Genomic DNA, 18113 nt, shown 5'->3' on the forward strand with positions numbered 1-18113 from the left:
TAGAGTTGGAAGTTTACAAAAAAAAACCCTAGACCTCTGGGTCTAAGGTTTTCGCAATTCAAGAAGATGACCGTGCAGTAATCGCCGTTTCTTCTTTTTAGTGTGCTTGTTGATGACGTGCTTTAAAGGCTTTGATCAAATCATCCGGACGCTGCTTTTTATTCGCACCATGCAATACATATACTAGGGTTTCACCTTGAGGGCCTGCACCGATAGCTGTGTAACGGTAAGGTGCTTCGCCTGTCGTTCGTACTTCTTGCATATCTTCTAAGCGACTAAATACATAGATGCGCCCTTCAGCACGCATTTCACCATAAAAATTTTCTGCACCCACCAGCTTGCCTGCATACATATCAACACTGGCAATCCCAGAGCGTTTTTTCTTGTCTGCATCTGCCAAACCAAACACTAACGTTTTACCCTCTGGACCTTCACCAATACGAGTCATTACATAAGGCGTATGCCCTGTGGTCAAATACTCTTGATATAGGTGATAATCATCAAATACATACACTCGGCTCTCTGTATGGACTTCATACAAATCATCATTGTTGAGCTGAGGAGCTTGTGCTTGTTGTGGTGCGCTTTGCTGACCCGCGCAAGCACCTAGAAGACTACTTAAGGCAACCACGGCGAGGGTTTTACGCATAACTGCAGGCATAATGAATCTCTCTTTTATTGACATCAAGTGGAATACAAACTCGCTTTTATGCACTCACTTATTAGCAAGCGTATATAGGTGCCCAGCCTATAAAACTAAAATGACAAGTCTGTGACAAAGCAAGAGGCATCCTGTCTTTGCACAAAAGATCTTGCGCAAAAGAATCCGAGCGATCAGGCTAGATCCAAGCAAAACTATGCTAAAATGCGCCGTATTTCCAACTCTTTTACTTGGTTATCAACGAGTACATATGATTATGGGTGACTTCTCCTCTGCTGTATCTGCCCCTGAACTTTTATCGCCTGCTGGCACTTTTAAAAATATGCGTTATGCCTTTGCTTATGGCGCAGATGCTGTATACGCCGGACAGCCGCGCTATTCGCTACGTGTTCGCAATAATGATTTCAATTTGGAACGCCTTGCGCAAGGGATAGATTATGCCCACACACGCGGGAAGTCCTTCTATGTGGCCAGCAACATAGCACCACATAACAGTAAGGTACGCACCTATCTTGCAGATATGGCACCTGTGATCGAAATGAAGCCAGACGCTTTAATCATGTCAGATCCTGGCTTGATCATGATGGTACGCGAACGCTGGCCAGAACAAGTCATCCATCTTTCTGTGCAAGCGAATGTCGTTAACTTTGCAGCAGTCAAATTCTGGGCGCAGCAAGGTGTTAAACGCATCATCCTATCACGTGAGCTTTCTTTGGATGAAATCGCAGAAATTCGCGCTGAATGCCCAGAAATGGAATTAGAAACCTTTGTCCACGGCGCTTTATGCATTGCTTATTCAGGACGCTGTTTGCTTTCTGGCTATTTTAATCACAGAGACCCCAACCAAGGTACCTGCACCAATGCCTGTCGCTGGAAATACAACACTGTGATGACCACCACAGATGCGACTGGTGAACTGATTCCGTTAGCACAAGCCGATAGCTTAGGCTTATGGACACCAGAACAAGCACAAACAACGGCACCCTCAGCGCAACAAAGTGCCGGCGGTACCGATGAGCAGCCCGAGTTATCGGCACTCATTGAGGAAGCCACCCGCCCCGGCGAGTATATGCCCGTCTACGAAGATGAGCACGGCACTTATATTATGAACTCTAAAGATTTACGCGCCGTTCAGCATGTGCCACGACTCACCCAAATGGGGATTCACTCTCTCAAAATCGAAGGACGCACCAAATCACATTATTATGTGGCCCGCACAGCGCAAGTCTACCGACAAGCGATTGATGATGCCGTAGCACAGCGTCCTTTTAATCGTAACTTGATGGATGAGCTAGATAATCTGGCCAGCCGTGGGTATACCGAAGGCTTTTATCGCCGCCACGTGCATGATGAATACCAAAATTATCAGCAGGGCAACTCGATTGGTGTGCACCAGCAATTTGTTGGTGAAGTACGCGATATGCAAGAAACTTGGCTCGATATCGAAGTCAAAAACCGCTTTCAACAAGGGGATACCCTAGAATTGATGCTCCCTTCAGGGAATCATAGATTCCGTCTTGAGACGCTAGAAAACCAACATGGCCAAGCCATTGAAGTCGCACCAGGTTCAGGCCATCAGGTGCGCATTCGCTTAGATCAAGTTGCTCTCAACGCACAAGATCTTAAATATGCCCTCTTGATGCGTGATCTGCCTCAGGCATAATAGATTTTTTTGTGCACCGCAAGGATATTAGGCTTATGTCATCAGCTACTCAGGCATCGCAAGCGTCCGCAGCTGCGGCTTCTTTTAGCCAAGATAAATACCGCTTTTTTCATGCCTTAAGACCTTTTTCCCTTGTGGTCGCACTCACAAGTGCTGGCTTAGGCATTGTCCTAGGCTGGCCTCACGCGCAAGCGCCTTGGCTATTAGCCGCTTTAATTTTAATTGCGAGTCTCTTATTGCAAGCCGGTGTAAATCTCATTAACGATTATGGTGATCGCCACCAATTAGATGCGCGCTTTCCACAAGTTGGCGTACAAACACGCGCGGCTTTATCACAAAGTATTCGTTTTAATTTTTATGCTGGCTTAGTCTGTATTTTCTTAGCAACCCTGTTAGGTATTTTTCTCGCTGCCCTGAGCGGTATTACCTTATTATGGATTGGTGTCATTGGCTTAGCAGGTGCACTTTTTTATACCTTAGAACCTATTAATTATAAACAAAGGGGTTTAGGTGTTATCAGTGTTTTTTGGCTGATGGGCGTTTTAATGGTTCTGGGTGCTTACTTTGTTATGAGCCAACATTTAAATTGGCAAGTCTTATGGCAAGCGATCCCTTTAAGCTGTCTGACCTCTTTATTGCTTCTTTCAAACGAGTTGCGTGATTACGAACGTGACTTATGCGAGGGTCAATATACTTTAAGCGTGCGCCTTGGCTATCATAAAGGTGTTTTTTTATATTATTTACTTTGTGGCCTGACTTTTATCAGTACACTCATCCTTGCTTTGCAAGCTTGGTTACCTTATGCACCCTTGTTGCTATTGAGCTTACTTGCTTTACCTGCACCATTAAAATTATTACATGCACCACCTCAACAACGTCTTGCACTGACGCCCTTAACTGGACGTTTACAAGCGATTTATGGTGGGTTAAGTCTACTTTGTTACGGGCTCTCTCTTTAATTAAAGGATATTTTATGACGGATATGCGCCAGCAGCTTGGCTATCAATGGGCTTGTGATTTTCTTAATCAACAAGATCACCAAATATCCTCTTATCAAATCACACCAGTTGCAGGTGATGCGAGTTTTCGCCGTTATTTTCGCCTGCATGCCCACTCAAAAACTTGGATTTTAATGGATGCACCTCCAGAACATGAAAGCATCCACACTTTTATCGAAATCGCGCAAAGCTGGCGTACAATGGGCTTAGCTGTCCCCGAAATTTACGGTATCAACCAGCAAGCAGGTTATTTATTATTAGAAGATTTTGGTGATCACTTATTACTAACATGTTTGCAACAAGACCCACAGCAAGCCTCGCAATGGTACCCACAGGCAATTGATCAGCTGATTCTTTTACAAACGGCAGATATTAGTACCAAAACCTTACCCAGTTACAACTCGGCACTGATGCTGCGTGAAATGCAGTTATTTAGTGACTGGCTTTGTATTCAAGGTTTACAACTGGATAAAAACGAAGTAGAGACTCAATGTCGTCCCTTGATGCAGACTTTAGCACACACATTACCTAAACTCCCTTGTGGCCCAGTGCATCGAGATTATCACTCACGTAATCTATTAATTAAACCCGATCAAAGTTTAGGGATCATTGATTTTCAGGATGCGGTTCATGGCCCCCTATGTTATGACCTAATGTCGATTCTTCGTGATTGTTATATTCATTGGCCGTTTGCACAACAAAAGGCTTGGGCACAACATTATTTTGTCCAAGCACAAAAATCGAATTTACTTCCTGAAGATACAGACTTTAACACCTTCTGGAAACAGGCTTTACGTATGAGTGTTCAGCGCCACTTAAAAGCAAGCGGTATTTTTGCTCGTCTTTATTTAAGAGATCATAAAACCGGCTATTTAGCGGATATTCCGACCACCTTAAACTATATTCAAGAAGCAGCAACTCACCTGCCTGATGCCGAGTTACAACAATTCAGCCTTTGGATGCAAACTCAAGTTTATCCACGTCTTGCAGATTTTATTGCCCAAGGACAGAACTAAGATGCGCGTACTTTTACTTGCCGCTGGCCGAGGGACACGCCTGCACCCTTTGACACAAGATTGCCCCAAACCCCTAGTTCAAGTAGGTGACAAACCCCTCATTGTTTGGCACTTAGAACAGCTAGCGCAGGCCGGAATTACTGAGATTGTCATTAATACCGCCTATTTAGGGGAAAAAATTCGTGCTTATTTAGGCTCTGGCACCGCTTGGGGTGTCCATCTAGAATATTCGATTGAAGATCACCTCGGCGGTTTAGAAACAGGCGGCGGCATTATGCATGCCTTGCCTTTGCTCAGCCCACAAAAAAACACGCCTTTTATCGTGATTAATGCCGATATTTGGACCCAGTTACCTTTAAAACACCTCTTAGATATTGGCCAATGTTGGCAGCAAGGTCAGCAGGGGTTTTTATATATGGTCCGCAATCCTGAGCACCATCCGCAAGGAGATTTTTATTTATCGCAACACAGGCTCTATACTCAAGCGCCACATGCCGACGCACAGACTTTCACTTTTGCTGGGATCAGTGTGTTACATCCAGATTTATTTAATCAAGGCCAACAGGGGGCCTTTCCCTTAGCACCTTTACTACGCCAAGCAAGCAGCCAAGGGCATTTATACGGTACACAACACTTGGCCCCTTGGTTTGATGTGGGTACAGTAGAACGTTTGCAGCAAACACAAACCTATATTGATCATCATATTTTACATTAATTAAACATAGAGCAGCCTTATGGATTCTGATGCATCTTTACCTTGGTATCTGTGGTTACGTGCTTTTTTAGGCAAGGGGTTAGGCCTTGTACTAGGCGGTTACCTAGGCGGAGAGCTGGGCGCTGTATGCGGTTTTATTTTAGGTCACAGCTTAGATGATAAGGCCTTTCGCCAACTCCCTTGGTCTGAGTTGATGCGCTGGCCAAACACAGATAAACAGCACATCTATCATCAAACCTTATTTACTTTATTGGGTCATTTAGCCAAATGTGATGGACGTGTCTCTCCGCAAGAAATTGAATGTACAGAAGGGATTATTCGTGAGCTTGGTTTGAGCACTGAGCAACGCCAGCAAGCGATTGCCTATTTTAACCAAGGTAAGCAACAAGATTTAGATCTCACCCCGATATTAAAGCGCTTTACACGGCGTTTTCGTCATGCACAAAGCCAACGCCTCGGTTTATTAGATCGTGCTTTAACTCTCATTTATGCAGAAGGGCAGGCCCACACACAACAAATTGCACGTCTGCAACAAATATTACCTATTTTAAAAGTCTCTTATACTGAGTTTGCGCGCTTACATCATCATTTAAGGGTAAGGCGTGGATTTGAAGCCCCTTATCATGATAATCCAAGTCAAAATTATCAACGTAAAAAGCGCCAGCAACGTGAAGAGCAAGCGCGTCAATCTCAGCACAACCAATACACTTATACGGCCGATAGTAAAAGTGTCTTGCTTGCAAAAGCCTATCAAGTTTTAGACTTATCGCAAAATGCCAGTGAAGCACAAATTAAAAAAACGTATCGTCGTTTAATGAGCCGACATCATCCAGATAAGTTAATTGCACAAGGAATTGGTGAACCAGCCTTATCCCGTGCCAAAGAAACTGTACAACAGATCCACGAGGCCTATGCCCTTATTCGTAAAGAACGCGATTTTTAATAGTTTCACCTCGACCCACACCAAAATAGATAAAACCTAAATGTTTAACATACTCTGGGTCATAAATATTGCGGCCATCGAGAATTAATGGATGACGCATTAATTCTCGCATCTGTGGAAAATCCGGTGTCCAATAACATTTCCATTCGGTAACGACCAACAAAGCATCCGCTTCTTGTAACGCTTGATAAGGATCTGAATGACACTCTAATAAAGGATGATCAGGATAAAGATTTTGCAAAGCGTCCAAAGCTTTGGGATCATGGACTCTCACTTTGACGCCTTGTGCCCACAAAGCCGCTAATAAGGCAAGAATCGGCGCCTTGTCTAAACTATCAGTCCCAGGCTTAAATGCCGCACCCCAAATAGCGACCTTGCGGTCTTGTAATTGGGTTTGATAATACTGCCACAATTTACGAAATAAAATTTCTTTTTGTGATTCATTAATTGACAAGACTTGATGTAGTAAGGTGGTATTTTGCCCATATGTATCTAAAGCTTGCGTTAATGCATCAAGATCACGTGCAAAATTCAAACCACCAAAACCACAGCCTGGATATAAGTATTCAAAACCAATACGAGAATCCCCTCCCATACCTTGACGTACATTTTCAATATCAACTTGCAATTGATCTGCAAGATTGGCCAATTCATTAATATAGCTTAAACGAGTTGCTAACATACCAGTAATGGCTAATTTGGTAAGTTCTGCATCCCGTGTTGACATGATTTGTAATTGATCTTGACGACGATTAAAAGGATATAAAAGTGCTTGTATTTGTTTTAAAGCCCAAGCCTGTTCACAACCTAAAATAATCCGAGCAGGACGCATAAAGCCTGTCAAAGCTGCCCCTTCTTGCAATAAATCCGGCAAGCTCACCACAGCTTTTTGGGATGCTTCTTCCGTATAAGGTGTTAATATCTGTTGTAAACGGGCGCTAGTCCCAACGGCAAAAGTGCTTTGATTAATCACCAAAAGCTGCTTTTGTGGCAAGCTTGCTAAGACCTTAGTCACCGCATTAGCCTGCGCAACCTGATCGGATGCCAGCGCTAAAATAAAGACATCAAATCCAAGCTTTAGCCCTGCCGACAAAGGCATGACTTGCAAACGTCCACTCGCTTGTTGCTCTTGATACGCCTGCTTTAATGCAAGCTCTTTCGTCTCTGGTCCATGCTTTTGCAATTGAATCCCTAAATTTTCAGGAACCAGATGAAGTACTTGATTCCCTGTCGTCGCAAAAGCCGCTGCACTCACTTGAGCGCTAAGGGTATTACCATAAATTGCAATTTGCATATCAACAACCGCCTACAACAAATGAGTTGATGCAAGATATTGCTGTAAATAGGCACTAAATGCCTTTCCCCATACAGGATGCTGACACCCATAATGGACATTGGCTTGCAAAAAGCCCATAGGATCACCACAGTCATGCACTTGTCCATGCATGCAATAAGCAGACAGCTTGTGATCTTGCAATAAAGCTGCCAACGCATCTGTCAATTGAATTTCATTCCCTGCACCCACGGGTGTTTGAGCCAAATAACTAAAAAGGATTCGTGGCAAAATATAGCGTCCAACAACCGCTAATTGTGACGGTGCTTGTTCTGGTTGTGGCTTTTCCACTAGTTGGCTTAAAGGTGCATATTCACCTGCTGCTAGCTGCTGTTTGCCTGCAGCCAAAGCCGCAATACCATATTTTTGTACCTGATCTTGCGCCACAGGCATTAGCATAATTTGCCCTTGTTGGGTTGCCTGATAGGCTGCCAGCATAGCGGCTAAATCATTTTTATAAGGGGTTAATGCGTGTTGATAAGCCCGTGAATCAATCAACATATCCGGCAATAACACCGCGAAGGCTTCTTCCTCCTGACCAATAACTTCCTGCGCACATAAGATGGCATGCCCTAGACCTTGGGCTTGTGGTTGGCGTACGCAAATAATTTGCATATCCGCTGGTTTGACTGCTTGCACCGCCTCTAACAAGGTTTGCTTGTTGCGTGCGGCGAGTGTGTGCTCAAGCTCGTAATGGGTATCAAAATGATCTGCGATGGCTTCCTTACCTGTGCGTGTCACTAACACTAAGCGTTGCAAACCAGCTTGCGCTGCTTCCTCAACCACATATTGAATCGCTGGGCGATCCACCAAGGTCACCATTTCTTTAGGAATCGCCTTGGTTGCAGGCAGTAAACGAGTTCCCAATCCAGCGACGGGAATCACTCCAGTTTTGATATGGGTCGGCATAAAATATCCTGTCAAAGTGCAACTAATGGTAAACTAAAAATCTAAGCCCTCATCTTACAGGGAGATTTGAAGATGTCTATTTACCGTCATATTTTAGTTGCTGTTGACTTAACAGATGATGCTGCCCAAGTCGTTGCCCGTGCGCAAAAATTCCAAGGTGAAGGTGTGCGTTTTAGCCTAGTTCATGCCCTAGAACCTTTAGGCTTTGCTTATGGGGGGGATATCCCTATGGATCTCACCAGCATTCAGGATCAACTGACCGCACATGCGCGTGCCAAGTTAGCTGAACTTGCACCTTTATTACAGGTACCAACAGAACGTCAGTATGTGTTTACCGGAATGCCAGATGCAGAAATCCATCGCTTAGCAGATCAAGAAGGGGTGGACTTAATTATTATCGGTAGTCATGGACGTCATGGTTTGGCTTTATTGCTCGGCTCCACATCAACCGGTGTTTTGCATGGTGCGCATTGTGATGTGCTTGCCGTGCGCGTTGGTTTAAAAACAGCATAAATTATTTTCACACTTTTAGTGCTTATGATGATTTGCCTGTACTTTTTTGGGGCTCTGCGTAGAGCCTCTTATTGTGTGTTAGCCTGTGCCAGTTTCCTCAGTTGCTCAACGGGATTTGCTAATACGCAAACATCCATTTCGGCAGTTGATCAGTCTTTAGTGCCTCATTTAAAACAAGCGGTACAAGCATCCCAAACAGATTTTCTCGATATGTTTGAAGCAGAAGTCTGGTTGTTAGATATGGCTTCCCGCTTAGATGCTTTCCAGCATTTATCAGCCAGTCAGAGGCTCACTTTAGCCAGGCGTATTCGTGCTGAGGCTTTGCGTGTCCGTTTATCACCCGAGTTGATTTTCGCCTTGATTGAGGTGGAAAGTGCTTTTCAGACAGAAGCCATCTCGTCTGCAGGTGCGCAAGGTTTAATGCAAGTGATGCCTTTTTGGAAACAAGAAATAGGCCGACCACAAGATAATCTGTTCGATTTAGATACTAATCTCAGATATGGATGCACGATTTTGGCGTATTATCTGCGGCTTGAAGAAGGGGATTTAACCCGAGCGCTGGCGCGCTATAATGGCAGCCGTGGCAAGACTTGGTACCCTGAGCGGGTAATGCGTGCTTTTGCACGACGCTGGCGACCTGGATAAAAAAAGCCCCCTGTTTATCGGGGGCAAAGACCGAGTACCTCAATTTCTAAAGGTGCCTGCATCAAAAATGCTTGTTAACCGCTTATCTTAATGAATAAGCTCTCCCTCGTTCACAAGTTAATGAGCAGCAGAAGCGGCCAGTGCTAAGCCAACTTTCGAACGGCTTGAACGTCCGATCACTTGGCTAATAAAAGCACCTGCTGTAGATAACTTAGCAAGATCAATGCCAGTTTCTATTCCTAACCCTTGTAGTAGATAAACGACATCCTCAGTGGCCACATTACCTGCGGCTCCTTTGGCATAAGGGCACCCACCTAAACCGGCAACGGAAGCATCAATCACAGCCACGCCCATATTGAGTGCTGCATATAAGTTCACCAAGGCTTGCCCATAAGTATCATGAAAGTGCGCCGCCAGCTTGTCCATAGGAACACGTGCGCTCACCGCTTCTAACATGGCTTGGGTCTTATAGGGCGTGCCTACACCGACAGTATCCCCTAAAGAAACCTCATAGCAGCCCATTTGATAGAGTAAGTCACTCACTTCTGCGACTTTTGCTGGCGCAATCTCGCCCTCATAAGGACAGCCCATCACGCAAGACACATACGCACGTACTTTAACGCCAGCAGCTTGGGCTTGGCTCACTACAGGGGCAAAACGCTCTAAGCTTTCGCTAATAGAACAGTTAATATTTTTTTGGGTAAAGCTTTCCGAAGCCGCACCAAACACGGCGACCTCTTGCACACCGACAGCTAAGGCTGCTTGCAATCCCTTGATATTTGGTGTCAAGGCAGAATAAGTGACGCCAGCATGTGCGCGCACACCTTGCATCACTTCAGTGGCATCCCCCATTTGCGGTACCCACTTTGGCGAAACAAAGCTTGCCGCTTCAATCGAGGTTAAGCCTGCGTCAACAAGATAGTCAATCAGTTGTAATTTATCTGCGGTGCTAATGGGTTGTGGCTCATTTTGTAAGCCATCACGCGGCCCCACTTCCACAATACGGACTTGCTTAGGTAGCCTCATTTTACCTCCAAAAGCCTACATCACTAGGGAGCTAGCGGCTCCCTCAAGATAGGTAGCAAAGGTTTAAGCAGTTTCTGCCGGTGTAAACACTAGAAGCTCAGCACCTTGTTCCACCAAATCCCCTGCGGCATAAAAGAAGCTTTCTACCACACCGTCGGCCGGTGCTTTTAGGGTATGCTCCATCTTCATCGCTTCCATTACCACCAAGGGAGTATCTTTCTCAACTTGCGCACCGGCATCGACTAATAAGGCAACGACAGAACCATTCATAGGAGCGGTCAAGTTGGCACCTTCTTCTTCAAATTCATGCTGGTCTAAGTCAGGACGCAGCCAAGTCAGTTGCGTACTACCTGTTTCCGTAAAGAGTGTGAGCTGATGGTTAATTTCTGCGACTTGTACACTGCGATGATGGCCATTGAGGTTGACTTCTAACAAATCCCCATGCAAGTGGCCATCTGCCAATAAGTGATGACCATCAATTGACAAACGATACCCTTTCGCTTGCCACTGTACAGCCACCGTATGGATTTGTTCACCTTGCTGGAATTTTAAGCTGAGCTGAGGCACTTCATTTAAACGCCAGCCATTAAAATGATGCCAAGGCGAACAAGGGTCGCCCGAACGCTGGGCTTCTTGTAAACGTCCTTGCTGCTGACTTAGCAAAGCATACATGGCTGCAAGGGCCAATGGGTTGGCACTTTGGGCACCGGCTTGCATAGGTGCAAACAGGCCGTCTTGGTAACGCTCAATAAAGCCTGTGTCTAGCTCAGCGGCACGGAAGGCATGATGATCGACCACACGTTTAAGGAAACTCACGTTCGTAGTCATACCCGCAATACGGTATTGCGCCAGTGCTTGACTCATGCGCTCTAACGCACGTTCACGGTTTTCATCCCACACGATGAGTTTAGCAATCATAGGATCATAATAGATGCTGACGTCATCGCCTTCGCGCACGCCCGTATCGACACGCACATGCTGGGTTTCTGTGGGTGTACGCAGATAAGCAAGACGTCCAGTGGCAGGAAGAAAATCATGGTCTGGATCTTCCGCATAGACACGCGCTTCAATCGCATGGCCATGCAATTGCAGATCTTGTTGCATTTTAGGTAGAGGTTGGCCATAAGCCACACGTAATTGCCATTCTACCAAGTCTTCCCCTGTGATCATCTCAGTTACAGGGTGCTCCACTTGAAGACGTGTGTTCATCTCCATAAAGTAGAAGCTTTGGTCTTCATCAAGCAAAAACTCGACCGTCCCTGCACCCACATAACCAATCGCATGTGCGGCTCTTAAGGCGGCTTCACCCATTTGTTGACGTAACTCAGGCGTCATTCCAGGTGCTGGCGCTTCTTCCAAAACCTTCTGGTGACGGCGCTGTACTGAGCAATCACGCTCGAATAAGTACACCCCTTGGCCTTGCTGATCACAAAATACCTGAATTTCTACGTGGCGCGGTTTGGTAAGATATTTTTCTACCAACATGGTGTCATCGCCAAAGCCATTTAAGGCTTCACGCCTTGCCGAGGCTAAGGCAGCATCAAATTCTTTTTCTGACCAGACCACACGCATGCCTTTACCGCCACCACCTGCGGTAGCTTTTAGCAACACAGGATAACCGGCTTGTTGGGCAAAGTTTTTCAAATGCTGCGGGTCTTGATCTTCCCCATGATAACCAGGGACTAAAGGCACTTTGGCCGCTTCCATAATCCGCTTGGCTGCTGATTTAGACCCCATAGCTTTAATCGCTTGGGTAGGCGGCCCAATAAAGACGATACCTTCACGCTGGCAAGCTTCTACAAAAGCTGCATTTTCGGAAAGAAAGCCATAACCTGGGTGGATGGCTTGCGCACCGGTTTGCTTGGCAGCAGCAATGACTTTATCTACCACTAAATAACTTTCTTTACTTGGCGCTGGGCCAAGGCATACCGCTTCATCTGCCATTGCGACATGCATTGCATGTCGATCTGCTTCTGAGTATACAGCCACACACTGGATGCCTAAACGGTGCGCGGTACGTATCACACGGCAAGCAATTTCACCGCGATTAGCTATTAAAATCTTACGAAACATGGGCTCAATCTCCCTACAAATACGTGTTCACGTGCGGCGGTTATGCTTGACGCCAACTGGGCGTTTTCTTATTTAAGAAAGCATTTAAGCCTTCTTGGCCTTCAGCGGAAACACGAATTTCTGCAATTAGGCGTTGCGTGTATTCAATGACTGGGGTGTCCAACTCACGATCCGCCACAAAACGGACTAATTCTTTCGTTTTAGCCACAGCTTGCGGGCTATTGGCCAGCAAGGTTTTAACTTGTTCTTGTACCGCGTCATCAAGTTGATCTAAAGAGGTGACTTGATGTACAAGCCCTAAATGACACGCGGTCTGCGCATCCATGACTTCCGCGGTTAGCGCATAACGACGCATAGCACGTTCACCCAAAGCACGGGTCACAAAGGGACTAATCACTGCAGGGGATAAACCAATTTTCACCTCTGATAAGCAAAACTTCGCTGCATCACTCGCAATCGCTAAATCACAACAAGCCACCAAGCCCACTGCGCCACCATAAGCAGCGCCTTGGACACGTGCAATCGTGGGCATAGGCAGTGCATTAAGTAAATGCATCAAGCGCGCCAGTTCGCCGGCATCCTTAAAGTTATCTTCTAAGGAATATTCCGCCATACGGCGCATCCAACCTAAATCAGCACCGGCAGAAAAACTCTTGCCTTCCGATTGCAGCACCAGAACACGCGCCTGTGCTTGGGTTGCCGCTTGTAAATGCGCAATTAATTCTGCAATTAAGGCATCATCGAAGGCGTTGTGGACTTGCGGACGTTTTAAGGTCAGCCAAGCTACTTGATCTTGATCGAGAATAAGTTCAGCGTGAGTCTCGGACATTTTGGGTCTCCTTATTTGCTGGTGGCCTGATTACATCCGGAAAACCCCAAAACGGGTTTCACGCTGTGGCGCATTGAGAGAAGCTGAGATGGCTAAACCTAAAGCATCGCGCGTTTGTGCAGGATCTAAGATACCATCATCCCATAAGCGTGCACTGGCATAGTAAGGATGGCCTTGGTGTTCGTACTGCTCGCGGATTGGTCGCTTAAAGTCTTCTTCGTCTTGTGCTGGCCAATCTTGGCCTTGGCGTTCTAAATTGTCGCGCTTCACTTGCGCTAACACATTGGCCGCTTGCTCACCACCCATCACAGAAATACGCGAATTTGGCCACATCCACATCAAGTTGGGATCATAGGCGCGCCCGCACATGCCATAGTTACCCGCACCAAAACTACCGCCAATTAATACGGTGAATTTAGGCACATCCGCACACGCTACCGCAGTCACCATCTTAGCGCCGTTTTTGGCAATCCCTTCCGATTCGTACTTACGCCCGACCATAAAGCCGGTGATATTTTGCAGGAAAATTAGTGGGATTTTACGCTGGGCACACAGCTCAATAAAATGAGCCCCTTTTAGAGCAGATTCAGAGAACAAAACCCCATTATTCGCCACAATGCCTACAGGATAACCATGCAAACGTGCAAAACCTGTCACTAAGGTGGTACCATAATTTTGTTTAAATTCATCGAATTCTGAACCATCGACCATGCGCGCAATCACTTCACGAACATCAAAAGGTTTGCGCAAGTCTGTGCCCACAATGCCGTAAATTTCTTGCGGATCGTAAAGCGGTGGGCGAGCTGGCTGAATATCTAGATGGACTTGTTTTTTGGGATTTAAACGTGCCACTGCACGACGCGCTAACTGCAATGCATGTTCATCATTGAGAGCATAATGGTCTGCAACACCAGAGACTTTAGTGTGTACATCCGCTCCCCCTAAATCTTCTGCCGAGACGACCTCACCTGTAGCCGCTTTCACCAAAGGCGGTCCAGCGAGGAAGATAGTGCCTTGTTGACGGACAATAATGGACTCATCGGCCATGGCAGGCACATAGGCACCTCCAGCGGTACAAGACCCCATCACTACAGCAATTTGCGGAATACCTTCAGCTGACATACGCGCTTGATTGTAGAAAATACGCCCGAAGTGATCACGATCAGGGAATACCTCGTCTTGATTAGGCAAATTAGCGCCGCCAGAATCGACCAGATAAATGCAAGGCAGATGATTTTTACGCGCGATCTCTTGCGCTCGTAAATGTTTTTTCACGGTGAGCGGATAATAAGTACCGCCTTTGGTCGTCGCATCATTAGCAATAATCATGCATTCTTGCCCCATGACACGACCAATACCAGCAATTAACCCCGCCGCAGGGACGACTTCTGGATAGACTTCAAATGCCGCTAGCTGGGATAATTCCAAAAAAGGCGAACCTTCATCAAGTAGGCCTTGCACTCGATCACGTGGCAATAATTTACCGCGATCTAAGTGTTTTTGTTGCGCTTTTTCGCCACCGCCTTGTTTGACTTGTGCCAACTTGGCGCGCAAGTCTTCTACCAGCGCTTGCATAGCAGCGGCATTACGCTGAAAGTCTTCAGCACGCGGGTTGATTTTTGTTTTTATCACACCCATACAATTGATCCTCATCGATTAGCTTGAGAGGCAAGCGAGCAAAATGCAGGCACGCTAAGGCCTTAGCAACCTTGCACCAAGGCTGCCGATAGATTCAAGTGACTTATTAGATAGGCACAAATAGGAGGCTGCCTACTGACAAGATGCAGCAGGCAGAGAGCCTTTATTTATTTGGACTCGTTGAATAATTCACGCCCAATCAACATACGGCGGATTTCACTGGTGCCCGCACCAATCTCGTACAACTTGGCATCACGCAATAAACGGCCGGTCGGGTATTCGTTGATATAACCGTTACCACCGAGCAGTTGAATCGCATCCAAAGCCACTTGGGTGGCTTTTTCTGCGCAATACAAGATCACGCCAGCAGCATCTTTACGACTGGTTTCACCACGGTCACAGGCTTGCGCTACTGTATATAAATAAGCACGACAAGCATTCATCGTGGTGTACATATCGGCAATTTTGCCTTGTACAAGCTGGAACTCACCAATAGATTGCTCAAATTGCTTGCGCTCGTGAATATAAGGCACCACAACATCCATGGCCGCTTGCATAATGCCAATCGGTCCGGCAGCCAATACGGTGCGCTCATAATCAAGGCCGCTCATTAGCACACGTACGCCTTTGCCCACCTCACCCAAGACATTTTCTTCTGGTACTTCGCAATCTTGGAATACAAGCTCGCACGTATTGGAGCCACGCATACCTAGCTTGTCTAGTTTTTGGTGACGTGAGAAACCAGGGAAATCACGCTCTACGATAAAAGCGGTAATGCCACGTGCACCTGCATTGACATCCGTTTTGGCATAAATCACATAAGTGTTGGCATCTGGACCATTGGTGATCCACATTTTATTGCCGTTTAAGATATAACGATCGCCTTGCTTGTCTGCGCGCAGCTTCAAACTGACCACATCAGAACCTGCATTCGGCTCAGACATCGCCAACGCACCAATATGTTCCCCTGAACATAACTTAGGCAGGTATTTTTCTTTCTGTGCTTGAGTACCATTGATTTTAATTTGGTTAACGCACAAGTTAGAGTGTGCGCCATAAGAAAGACCCACAGAGGCGCTTGCGCGGGAAATTTCTTCCAGCGCAATCGAGTGCGCCAAATATCCCATACCCGAACCACCAAATTCCTCAGGTACCGTAATCCCTAGCAAGCCCAGATCACCAAACTTGCGCCACAGATCCATGGGGAATTCATTATTTTGATCAATTTCTGCAGCGCGAGGTGCAATTTCTTGTGCGGCAAATCCATTCACGGATTCACGCAGCATATTCATTTCTTCGCCCAAACCAAAGCTCAGTTCTTTATAAATCGATTGCATAAATAGGTCCCTTCATCGCTTTATTATTAGGTTTTAGATCAATGCTTGGGCTTGGTGCCCGCTTCAATATACTTGACTCGAGGTCATTAAGATAGGCTTACTCTAGCGCAGGTTGACGTTTACGTAAAGGGAAAAATAACACAAAAATTGGCATTCATTTTAAATAAAAGTGCCATGCAAAATAATTCAATCGTTTGTTTGAAAATACCCAGAAAGTCTTCTATATTCAGATCGGTTCAATCACGATAACAACAAGAATTTCGAGGAAGCTTTTATGAACCCAGTTGCACAAGCCCTTAGCGAACGTTTCAATGCACAAGCAGCACAAGAGTTAGAAGCTAGTTTTCAATTTTGCATTCAAGATCAGGATGATTTTTACATTCAAATTGAAGGTGCTGATTGCCAAATTCATGCTGGCATACAGGATTTACCCAGTGTGACGCTCAAGTTAAATCAAGCTACATTAGAAGCCATTTTTCAGGGTGAGCTTGATGGTATGAAAGCTTTTATGACTGGGCAACTTGGTGTAGAAGGCGATATGATGTTAGCCACCCGTTTAACCCAACTCTTCCCCGCGTAGTTTTTTATTACCCACTTTTTTCGTGTAAGTGTGAACTGCTGGTATGCATACCAGCGGTTTTTTCTGCTTGTGTCACTTTTTTGTGATCTCTTATGTTTAGGCTGACCACGCCTTGACCCTTCTTGTGTCGAAGCGTACATTCGTGGATGAAACATCAAAAAATCTAAGCATTGAGTCAATAGATTAGGAGAAATCTGCCATGAGCGAAGCACAGTTCGCCGCACTAGCTAATTGGGATCGACGTGATGTGATGTATGGTTTACAACTTGCTGTCGGTGCACAGCCTGTCAATAGCTTGTCTGAATTACTGCGCTTGACACATTATTTAGAGTGGATGAAACAAGTCCATTTTATCGCAGCTTAAACCCAAGGTTACCCAGTCCGCGTCTTGTATAAAAATAACTCAAGGACGCGATGAATTTGTTATCCTTTTACCCTTATTTTTTTATAGGGTACCTGCTTGTATGAACTTGCTGTTATTTGCTGCACATGAGCGCACGCCGCAAAATACCTTGATACTCCCAGTGCAAGATAGACGCGCCACCCACATCACCCAAGTGTTACAATTACAACTGGGCGACACCTTAGAAGTAGGGCAAATCAACGCGGGGATTGGTCAAGCCAAGATCCTTGCCATCAATTCCCAGCATCTTATTCTCGATCTTCTTTCCTTAAATCAAGCAGCACCACCCGCCTTGCCTGTGACGCTTATTTTAGCCTTACCACGTCCACGTATGCTTGCTCGTAGCTTAGAACATATGGTGACCTTAGGAGTTAAGCATTTAGTTTTATTACACACAGCGCGAGTGCAAAAAAGTTATTGGCAATCTCCGGAGCTAAAAGAAGAAAAAATCGCTCAACATATACAGTTAGGATTAGAGCAAGCTAAAGATACAGTATGGCCGCACATCACTTATGCACCTTTATTTAAGCCCTTTGTGGAAGATGTTTTGCCGGAGATAATTCAAGGTAAAAAGGCCTTATTTGCGCACCCGCACAGTCAACAAGCCTGCCCTCGTGGATTACAAGAAGCTTGCGTTTTAGTGATTGGTCCCGAAGGCGGCTTAGTCCCTTATGAAGTGGACTTACTCACTCAAGCAGGATTAGAAGGCGTTCATTTAGGGCCACGCATTTTGCGTGTTGAAACTGCGGTGACTGCTTTATTAGCGCGTTTATTTTGATACCTATAATAAGAACACCCCCTAAGTCACGACCGTACTTAGGGGGAAATTCG

At 45.8% G+C, this 18113-nt stretch carries 18 protein-coding genes; 10 read left to right on the forward strand and 8 right to left on the reverse strand.

Translation table 11 applies throughout. The annotated features are described in order from the left end of the window. Positions 1–97: 97 nt before the first annotated feature. Positions 98–661, reverse strand: a complete 564-nt coding sequence (locus BMX05_RS09035; protein ID WP_245710635.1) for a hypothetical protein — start codon at positions 659–661, stop codon at positions 98–100. Positions 662–911: 250 nt separating this feature from the next. On the opposite strand from BMX05_RS09035, the gene trhP reads away from it, so the two are divergent. The 5 genes from trhP to djlA are packed head-to-tail and all read left to right on the forward strand — an operon-like array spanning position 912 to position 5996. Beyond that, a complete protein-coding gene (gene trhP / locus BMX05_RS09040; protein WP_245710637.1) occupies positions 912–2324 on the forward strand; it encodes a prephenate-dependent tRNA uridine(34) hydroxylase TrhP in 1413 nt (470 codons plus the stop codon). Positions 2325–2359: 35 nt separating this feature from the next. Beyond that, positions 2360–3283, forward strand: a complete 924-nt coding sequence (menA, locus tag BMX05_RS09045) for a 1,4-dihydroxy-2-naphthoate octaprenyltransferase (protein ID WP_093310530.1) — start codon at positions 2360–2362, stop codon at positions 3281–3283. Between the two features lie 14 nt (positions 3284–3297). Beyond that, complete coding sequence (locus tag BMX05_RS09050; RefSeq protein ID WP_093310535.1) at positions 3298–4338, forward strand: aminoglycoside phosphotransferase family protein; 1041 nt, start codon at positions 3298–3300, stop codon at positions 4336–4338. 1 nt (position 4339) lies between these two features. Beyond that, a complete protein-coding gene (murU, locus tag BMX05_RS09055; RefSeq protein WP_093310539.1) occupies positions 4340–5053 on the forward strand; it encodes an N-acetylmuramate alpha-1-phosphate uridylyltransferase MurU in 714 nt (237 codons plus the stop codon). A gap of 19 nt (positions 5054–5072) precedes the next feature. Continuing rightward, on the forward strand, positions 5073–5996 hold the full coding sequence (gene djlA, locus BMX05_RS09060) for a co-chaperone DjlA (protein ID WP_093310542.1): 924 nt from the start codon (positions 5073–5075) through the stop codon (positions 5994–5996). Here the strand turns inward: djlA and BMX05_RS09065 are convergent. Together BMX05_RS09065 and BMX05_RS09070 are read right to left on the reverse strand one after the other, a co-directional pair. Continuing rightward, a complete protein-coding gene (locus BMX05_RS09065) occupies positions 5971–7290 on the reverse strand; it encodes a nucleotide sugar dehydrogenase (protein ID WP_093310546.1) in 1320 nt (439 codons plus the stop codon). The genes djlA and BMX05_RS09065 overlap by 26 nt on opposite strands. A gap of 12 nt (positions 7291–7302) precedes the next feature. Beyond that, on the reverse strand, positions 7303–8238 hold the full coding sequence (locus BMX05_RS09070; protein WP_093310551.1) for a UTP--glucose-1-phosphate uridylyltransferase: 936 nt from the start codon (positions 8236–8238) through the stop codon (positions 7303–7305). A gap of 72 nt (positions 8239–8310) precedes the next feature. On the opposite strand from BMX05_RS09070, the gene BMX05_RS09075 reads away from it, so the two are divergent. Both BMX05_RS09075 and BMX05_RS12580 read left to right on the forward strand, forming a co-directional pair. Further along, positions 8311–8751: a universal stress protein gene (locus BMX05_RS09075; protein ID WP_093310554.1), complete on the forward strand. Its 441-nt coding sequence runs from the start codon at positions 8311–8313 to the stop codon at positions 8749–8751. A gap of 75 nt (positions 8752–8826) precedes the next feature. After that, positions 8827–9396 (forward strand): lytic transglycosylase domain-containing protein, encoded by a 570-nt coding sequence (locus BMX05_RS12580; protein ID WP_245710639.1) that lies wholly within the window; start codon positions 8827–8829, stop codon positions 9394–9396. 117 nt (positions 9397–9513) lie between these two features. Here the strand turns inward: BMX05_RS12580 and BMX05_RS09085 are convergent, their stop codons facing one another. The 5 genes from BMX05_RS09085 to BMX05_RS09105 all read right to left on the reverse strand — a co-directional run bounded on the left by BMX05_RS09085 (position 9514) and on the right by BMX05_RS09105 (position 16299). Further along, the gene (locus BMX05_RS09085; RefSeq protein ID WP_093310562.1) at positions 9514–10422 is read right to left on the reverse strand and encodes a hydroxymethylglutaryl-CoA lyase; all 909 of its coding nucleotides are present in this window, start codon (positions 10420–10422) and stop codon (positions 9514–9516) included. A 63-nt stretch (positions 10423–10485) separates the two neighbouring features. Continuing rightward, positions 10486–12495 (reverse strand): acetyl/propionyl/methylcrotonyl-CoA carboxylase subunit alpha, encoded by a 2010-nt coding sequence (locus tag BMX05_RS09090; RefSeq protein ID WP_093310567.1) that lies wholly within the window; start codon positions 12493–12495, stop codon positions 10486–10488. Between the two features lie 40 nt (positions 12496–12535). After that, complete coding sequence (locus BMX05_RS09095) at positions 12536–13324, reverse strand: enoyl-CoA hydratase/isomerase family protein (protein ID WP_093310570.1); 789 nt, start codon at positions 13322–13324, stop codon at positions 12536–12538. Positions 13325–13354: 30 nt separating this feature from the next. Continuing rightward, the gene (locus BMX05_RS09100) at positions 13355–14962 is read right to left on the reverse strand and encodes a carboxyl transferase domain-containing protein (protein WP_093310574.1); all 1608 of its coding nucleotides are present in this window, start codon (positions 14960–14962) and stop codon (positions 13355–13357) included. A gap of 167 nt (positions 14963–15129) precedes the next feature. Continuing rightward, the gene (locus BMX05_RS09105) at positions 15130–16299 is read right to left on the reverse strand and encodes an isovaleryl-CoA dehydrogenase (RefSeq protein WP_093310578.1); all 1170 of its coding nucleotides are present in this window, start codon (positions 16297–16299) and stop codon (positions 15130–15132) included. 274 nt (positions 16300–16573) lie between these two features. Between BMX05_RS09105 and BMX05_RS09110 the strand changes: the two genes are divergently transcribed. The 3 genes from BMX05_RS09110 to BMX05_RS09115 all read left to right on the forward strand — a co-directional run bounded on the left by BMX05_RS09110 (position 16574) and on the right by BMX05_RS09115 (position 18060). After that, a complete protein-coding gene (locus BMX05_RS09110) occupies positions 16574–16879 on the forward strand; it encodes an SCP2 sterol-binding domain-containing protein (RefSeq protein WP_093310580.1) in 306 nt (101 codons plus the stop codon). A gap of 199 nt (positions 16880–17078) precedes the next feature. Further along, on the forward strand, positions 17079–17243 hold the full coding sequence (locus tag BMX05_RS12505) for a hypothetical protein (RefSeq protein WP_177166860.1): 165 nt from the start codon (positions 17079–17081) through the stop codon (positions 17241–17243). Between the two features lie 100 nt (positions 17244–17343). Then, a complete protein-coding gene (locus BMX05_RS09115) occupies positions 17344–18060 on the forward strand; it encodes a 16S rRNA (uracil(1498)-N(3))-methyltransferase (protein WP_093310582.1) in 717 nt (238 codons plus the stop codon). Positions 18061–18113 lie beyond the last annotated feature (53 nt).

The sequence above is a fragment of the Allopseudospirillum japonicum genome (assembly GCF_900108915.1).
Lineage (GTDB): Bacteria > Pseudomonadota > Gammaproteobacteria > Pseudomonadales > Halomonadaceae > Pseudospirillum > Pseudospirillum japonicum.

What these genes read in the sequence shown, in the direction of transcription:
- BMX05_RS09035 (WP_245710635.1), bottom strand. Translation starts at nt 661, where the DNA reads ATGCCTGCAGTTATGCGTAAAACCCTCGCCGTGGTTGCCTTAAGTAGT.
- trhP (WP_245710637.1), top strand. Translation starts at nt 912, where the DNA reads ATGATTATGGGTGACTTCTCCTCTGCTGTATCTGCCCCTGAACTTTTA.
- menA (WP_093310530.1), top strand. Translation starts at nt 2,360, where the DNA reads ATGTCATCAGCTACTCAGGCATCGCAAGCGTCCGCAGCTGCGGCTTCT.
- BMX05_RS09050 (WP_093310535.1), top strand. Translation starts at nt 3,298, where the DNA reads ATGACGGATATGCGCCAGCAGCTTGGCTATCAATGGGCTTGTGATTTT.
- murU (WP_093310539.1), top strand. Translation starts at nt 4,340, where the DNA reads ATGCGCGTACTTTTACTTGCCGCTGGCCGAGGGACACGCCTGCACCCT.
- djlA (WP_093310542.1), top strand. Translation starts at nt 5,073, where the DNA reads ATGGATTCTGATGCATCTTTACCTTGGTATCTGTGGTTACGTGCTTTT.
- BMX05_RS09065 (WP_093310546.1), bottom strand. Translation starts at nt 7,290, where the DNA reads ATGCAAATTGCAATTTATGGTAATACCCTTAGCGCTCAAGTGAGTGCA.
- BMX05_RS09070 (WP_093310551.1), bottom strand. Translation starts at nt 8,238, where the DNA reads ATGCCGACCCATATCAAAACTGGAGTGATTCCCGTCGCTGGATTGGGA.
- BMX05_RS09075 (WP_093310554.1), top strand. Translation starts at nt 8,311, where the DNA reads ATGTCTATTTACCGTCATATTTTAGTTGCTGTTGACTTAACAGATGAT.
- BMX05_RS09085 (WP_093310562.1), bottom strand. Translation starts at nt 10,422, where the DNA reads ATGAGGCTACCTAAGCAAGTCCGTATTGTGGAAGTGGGGCCGCGTGAT.
- BMX05_RS09090 (WP_093310567.1), bottom strand. Translation starts at nt 12,495, where the DNA reads ATGTTTCGTAAGATTTTAATAGCTAATCGCGGTGAAATTGCTTGCCGT.
- BMX05_RS09095 (WP_093310570.1), bottom strand. Translation starts at nt 13,324, where the DNA reads ATGTCCGAGACTCACGCTGAACTTATTCTCGATCAAGATCAAGTAGCT.
- BMX05_RS09100 (WP_093310574.1), bottom strand. Translation starts at nt 14,962, where the DNA reads ATGGGTGTGATAAAAACAAAAATCAACCCGCGTGCTGAAGACTTTCAG.
- BMX05_RS09105 (WP_093310578.1), bottom strand. Translation starts at nt 16,299, where the DNA reads ATGCAATCGATTTATAAAGAACTGAGCTTTGGTTTGGGCGAAGAAATG.
- BMX05_RS09110 (WP_093310580.1), top strand. Translation starts at nt 16,574, where the DNA reads ATGAACCCAGTTGCACAAGCCCTTAGCGAACGTTTCAATGCACAAGCA.
- BMX05_RS12505 (WP_177166860.1), top strand. Translation starts at nt 17,079, where the DNA reads ATGAGCGAAGCACAGTTCGCCGCACTAGCTAATTGGGATCGACGTGAT.
- BMX05_RS09115 (WP_093310582.1), top strand. Translation starts at nt 17,344, where the DNA reads ATGAACTTGCTGTTATTTGCTGCACATGAGCGCACGCCGCAAAATACC.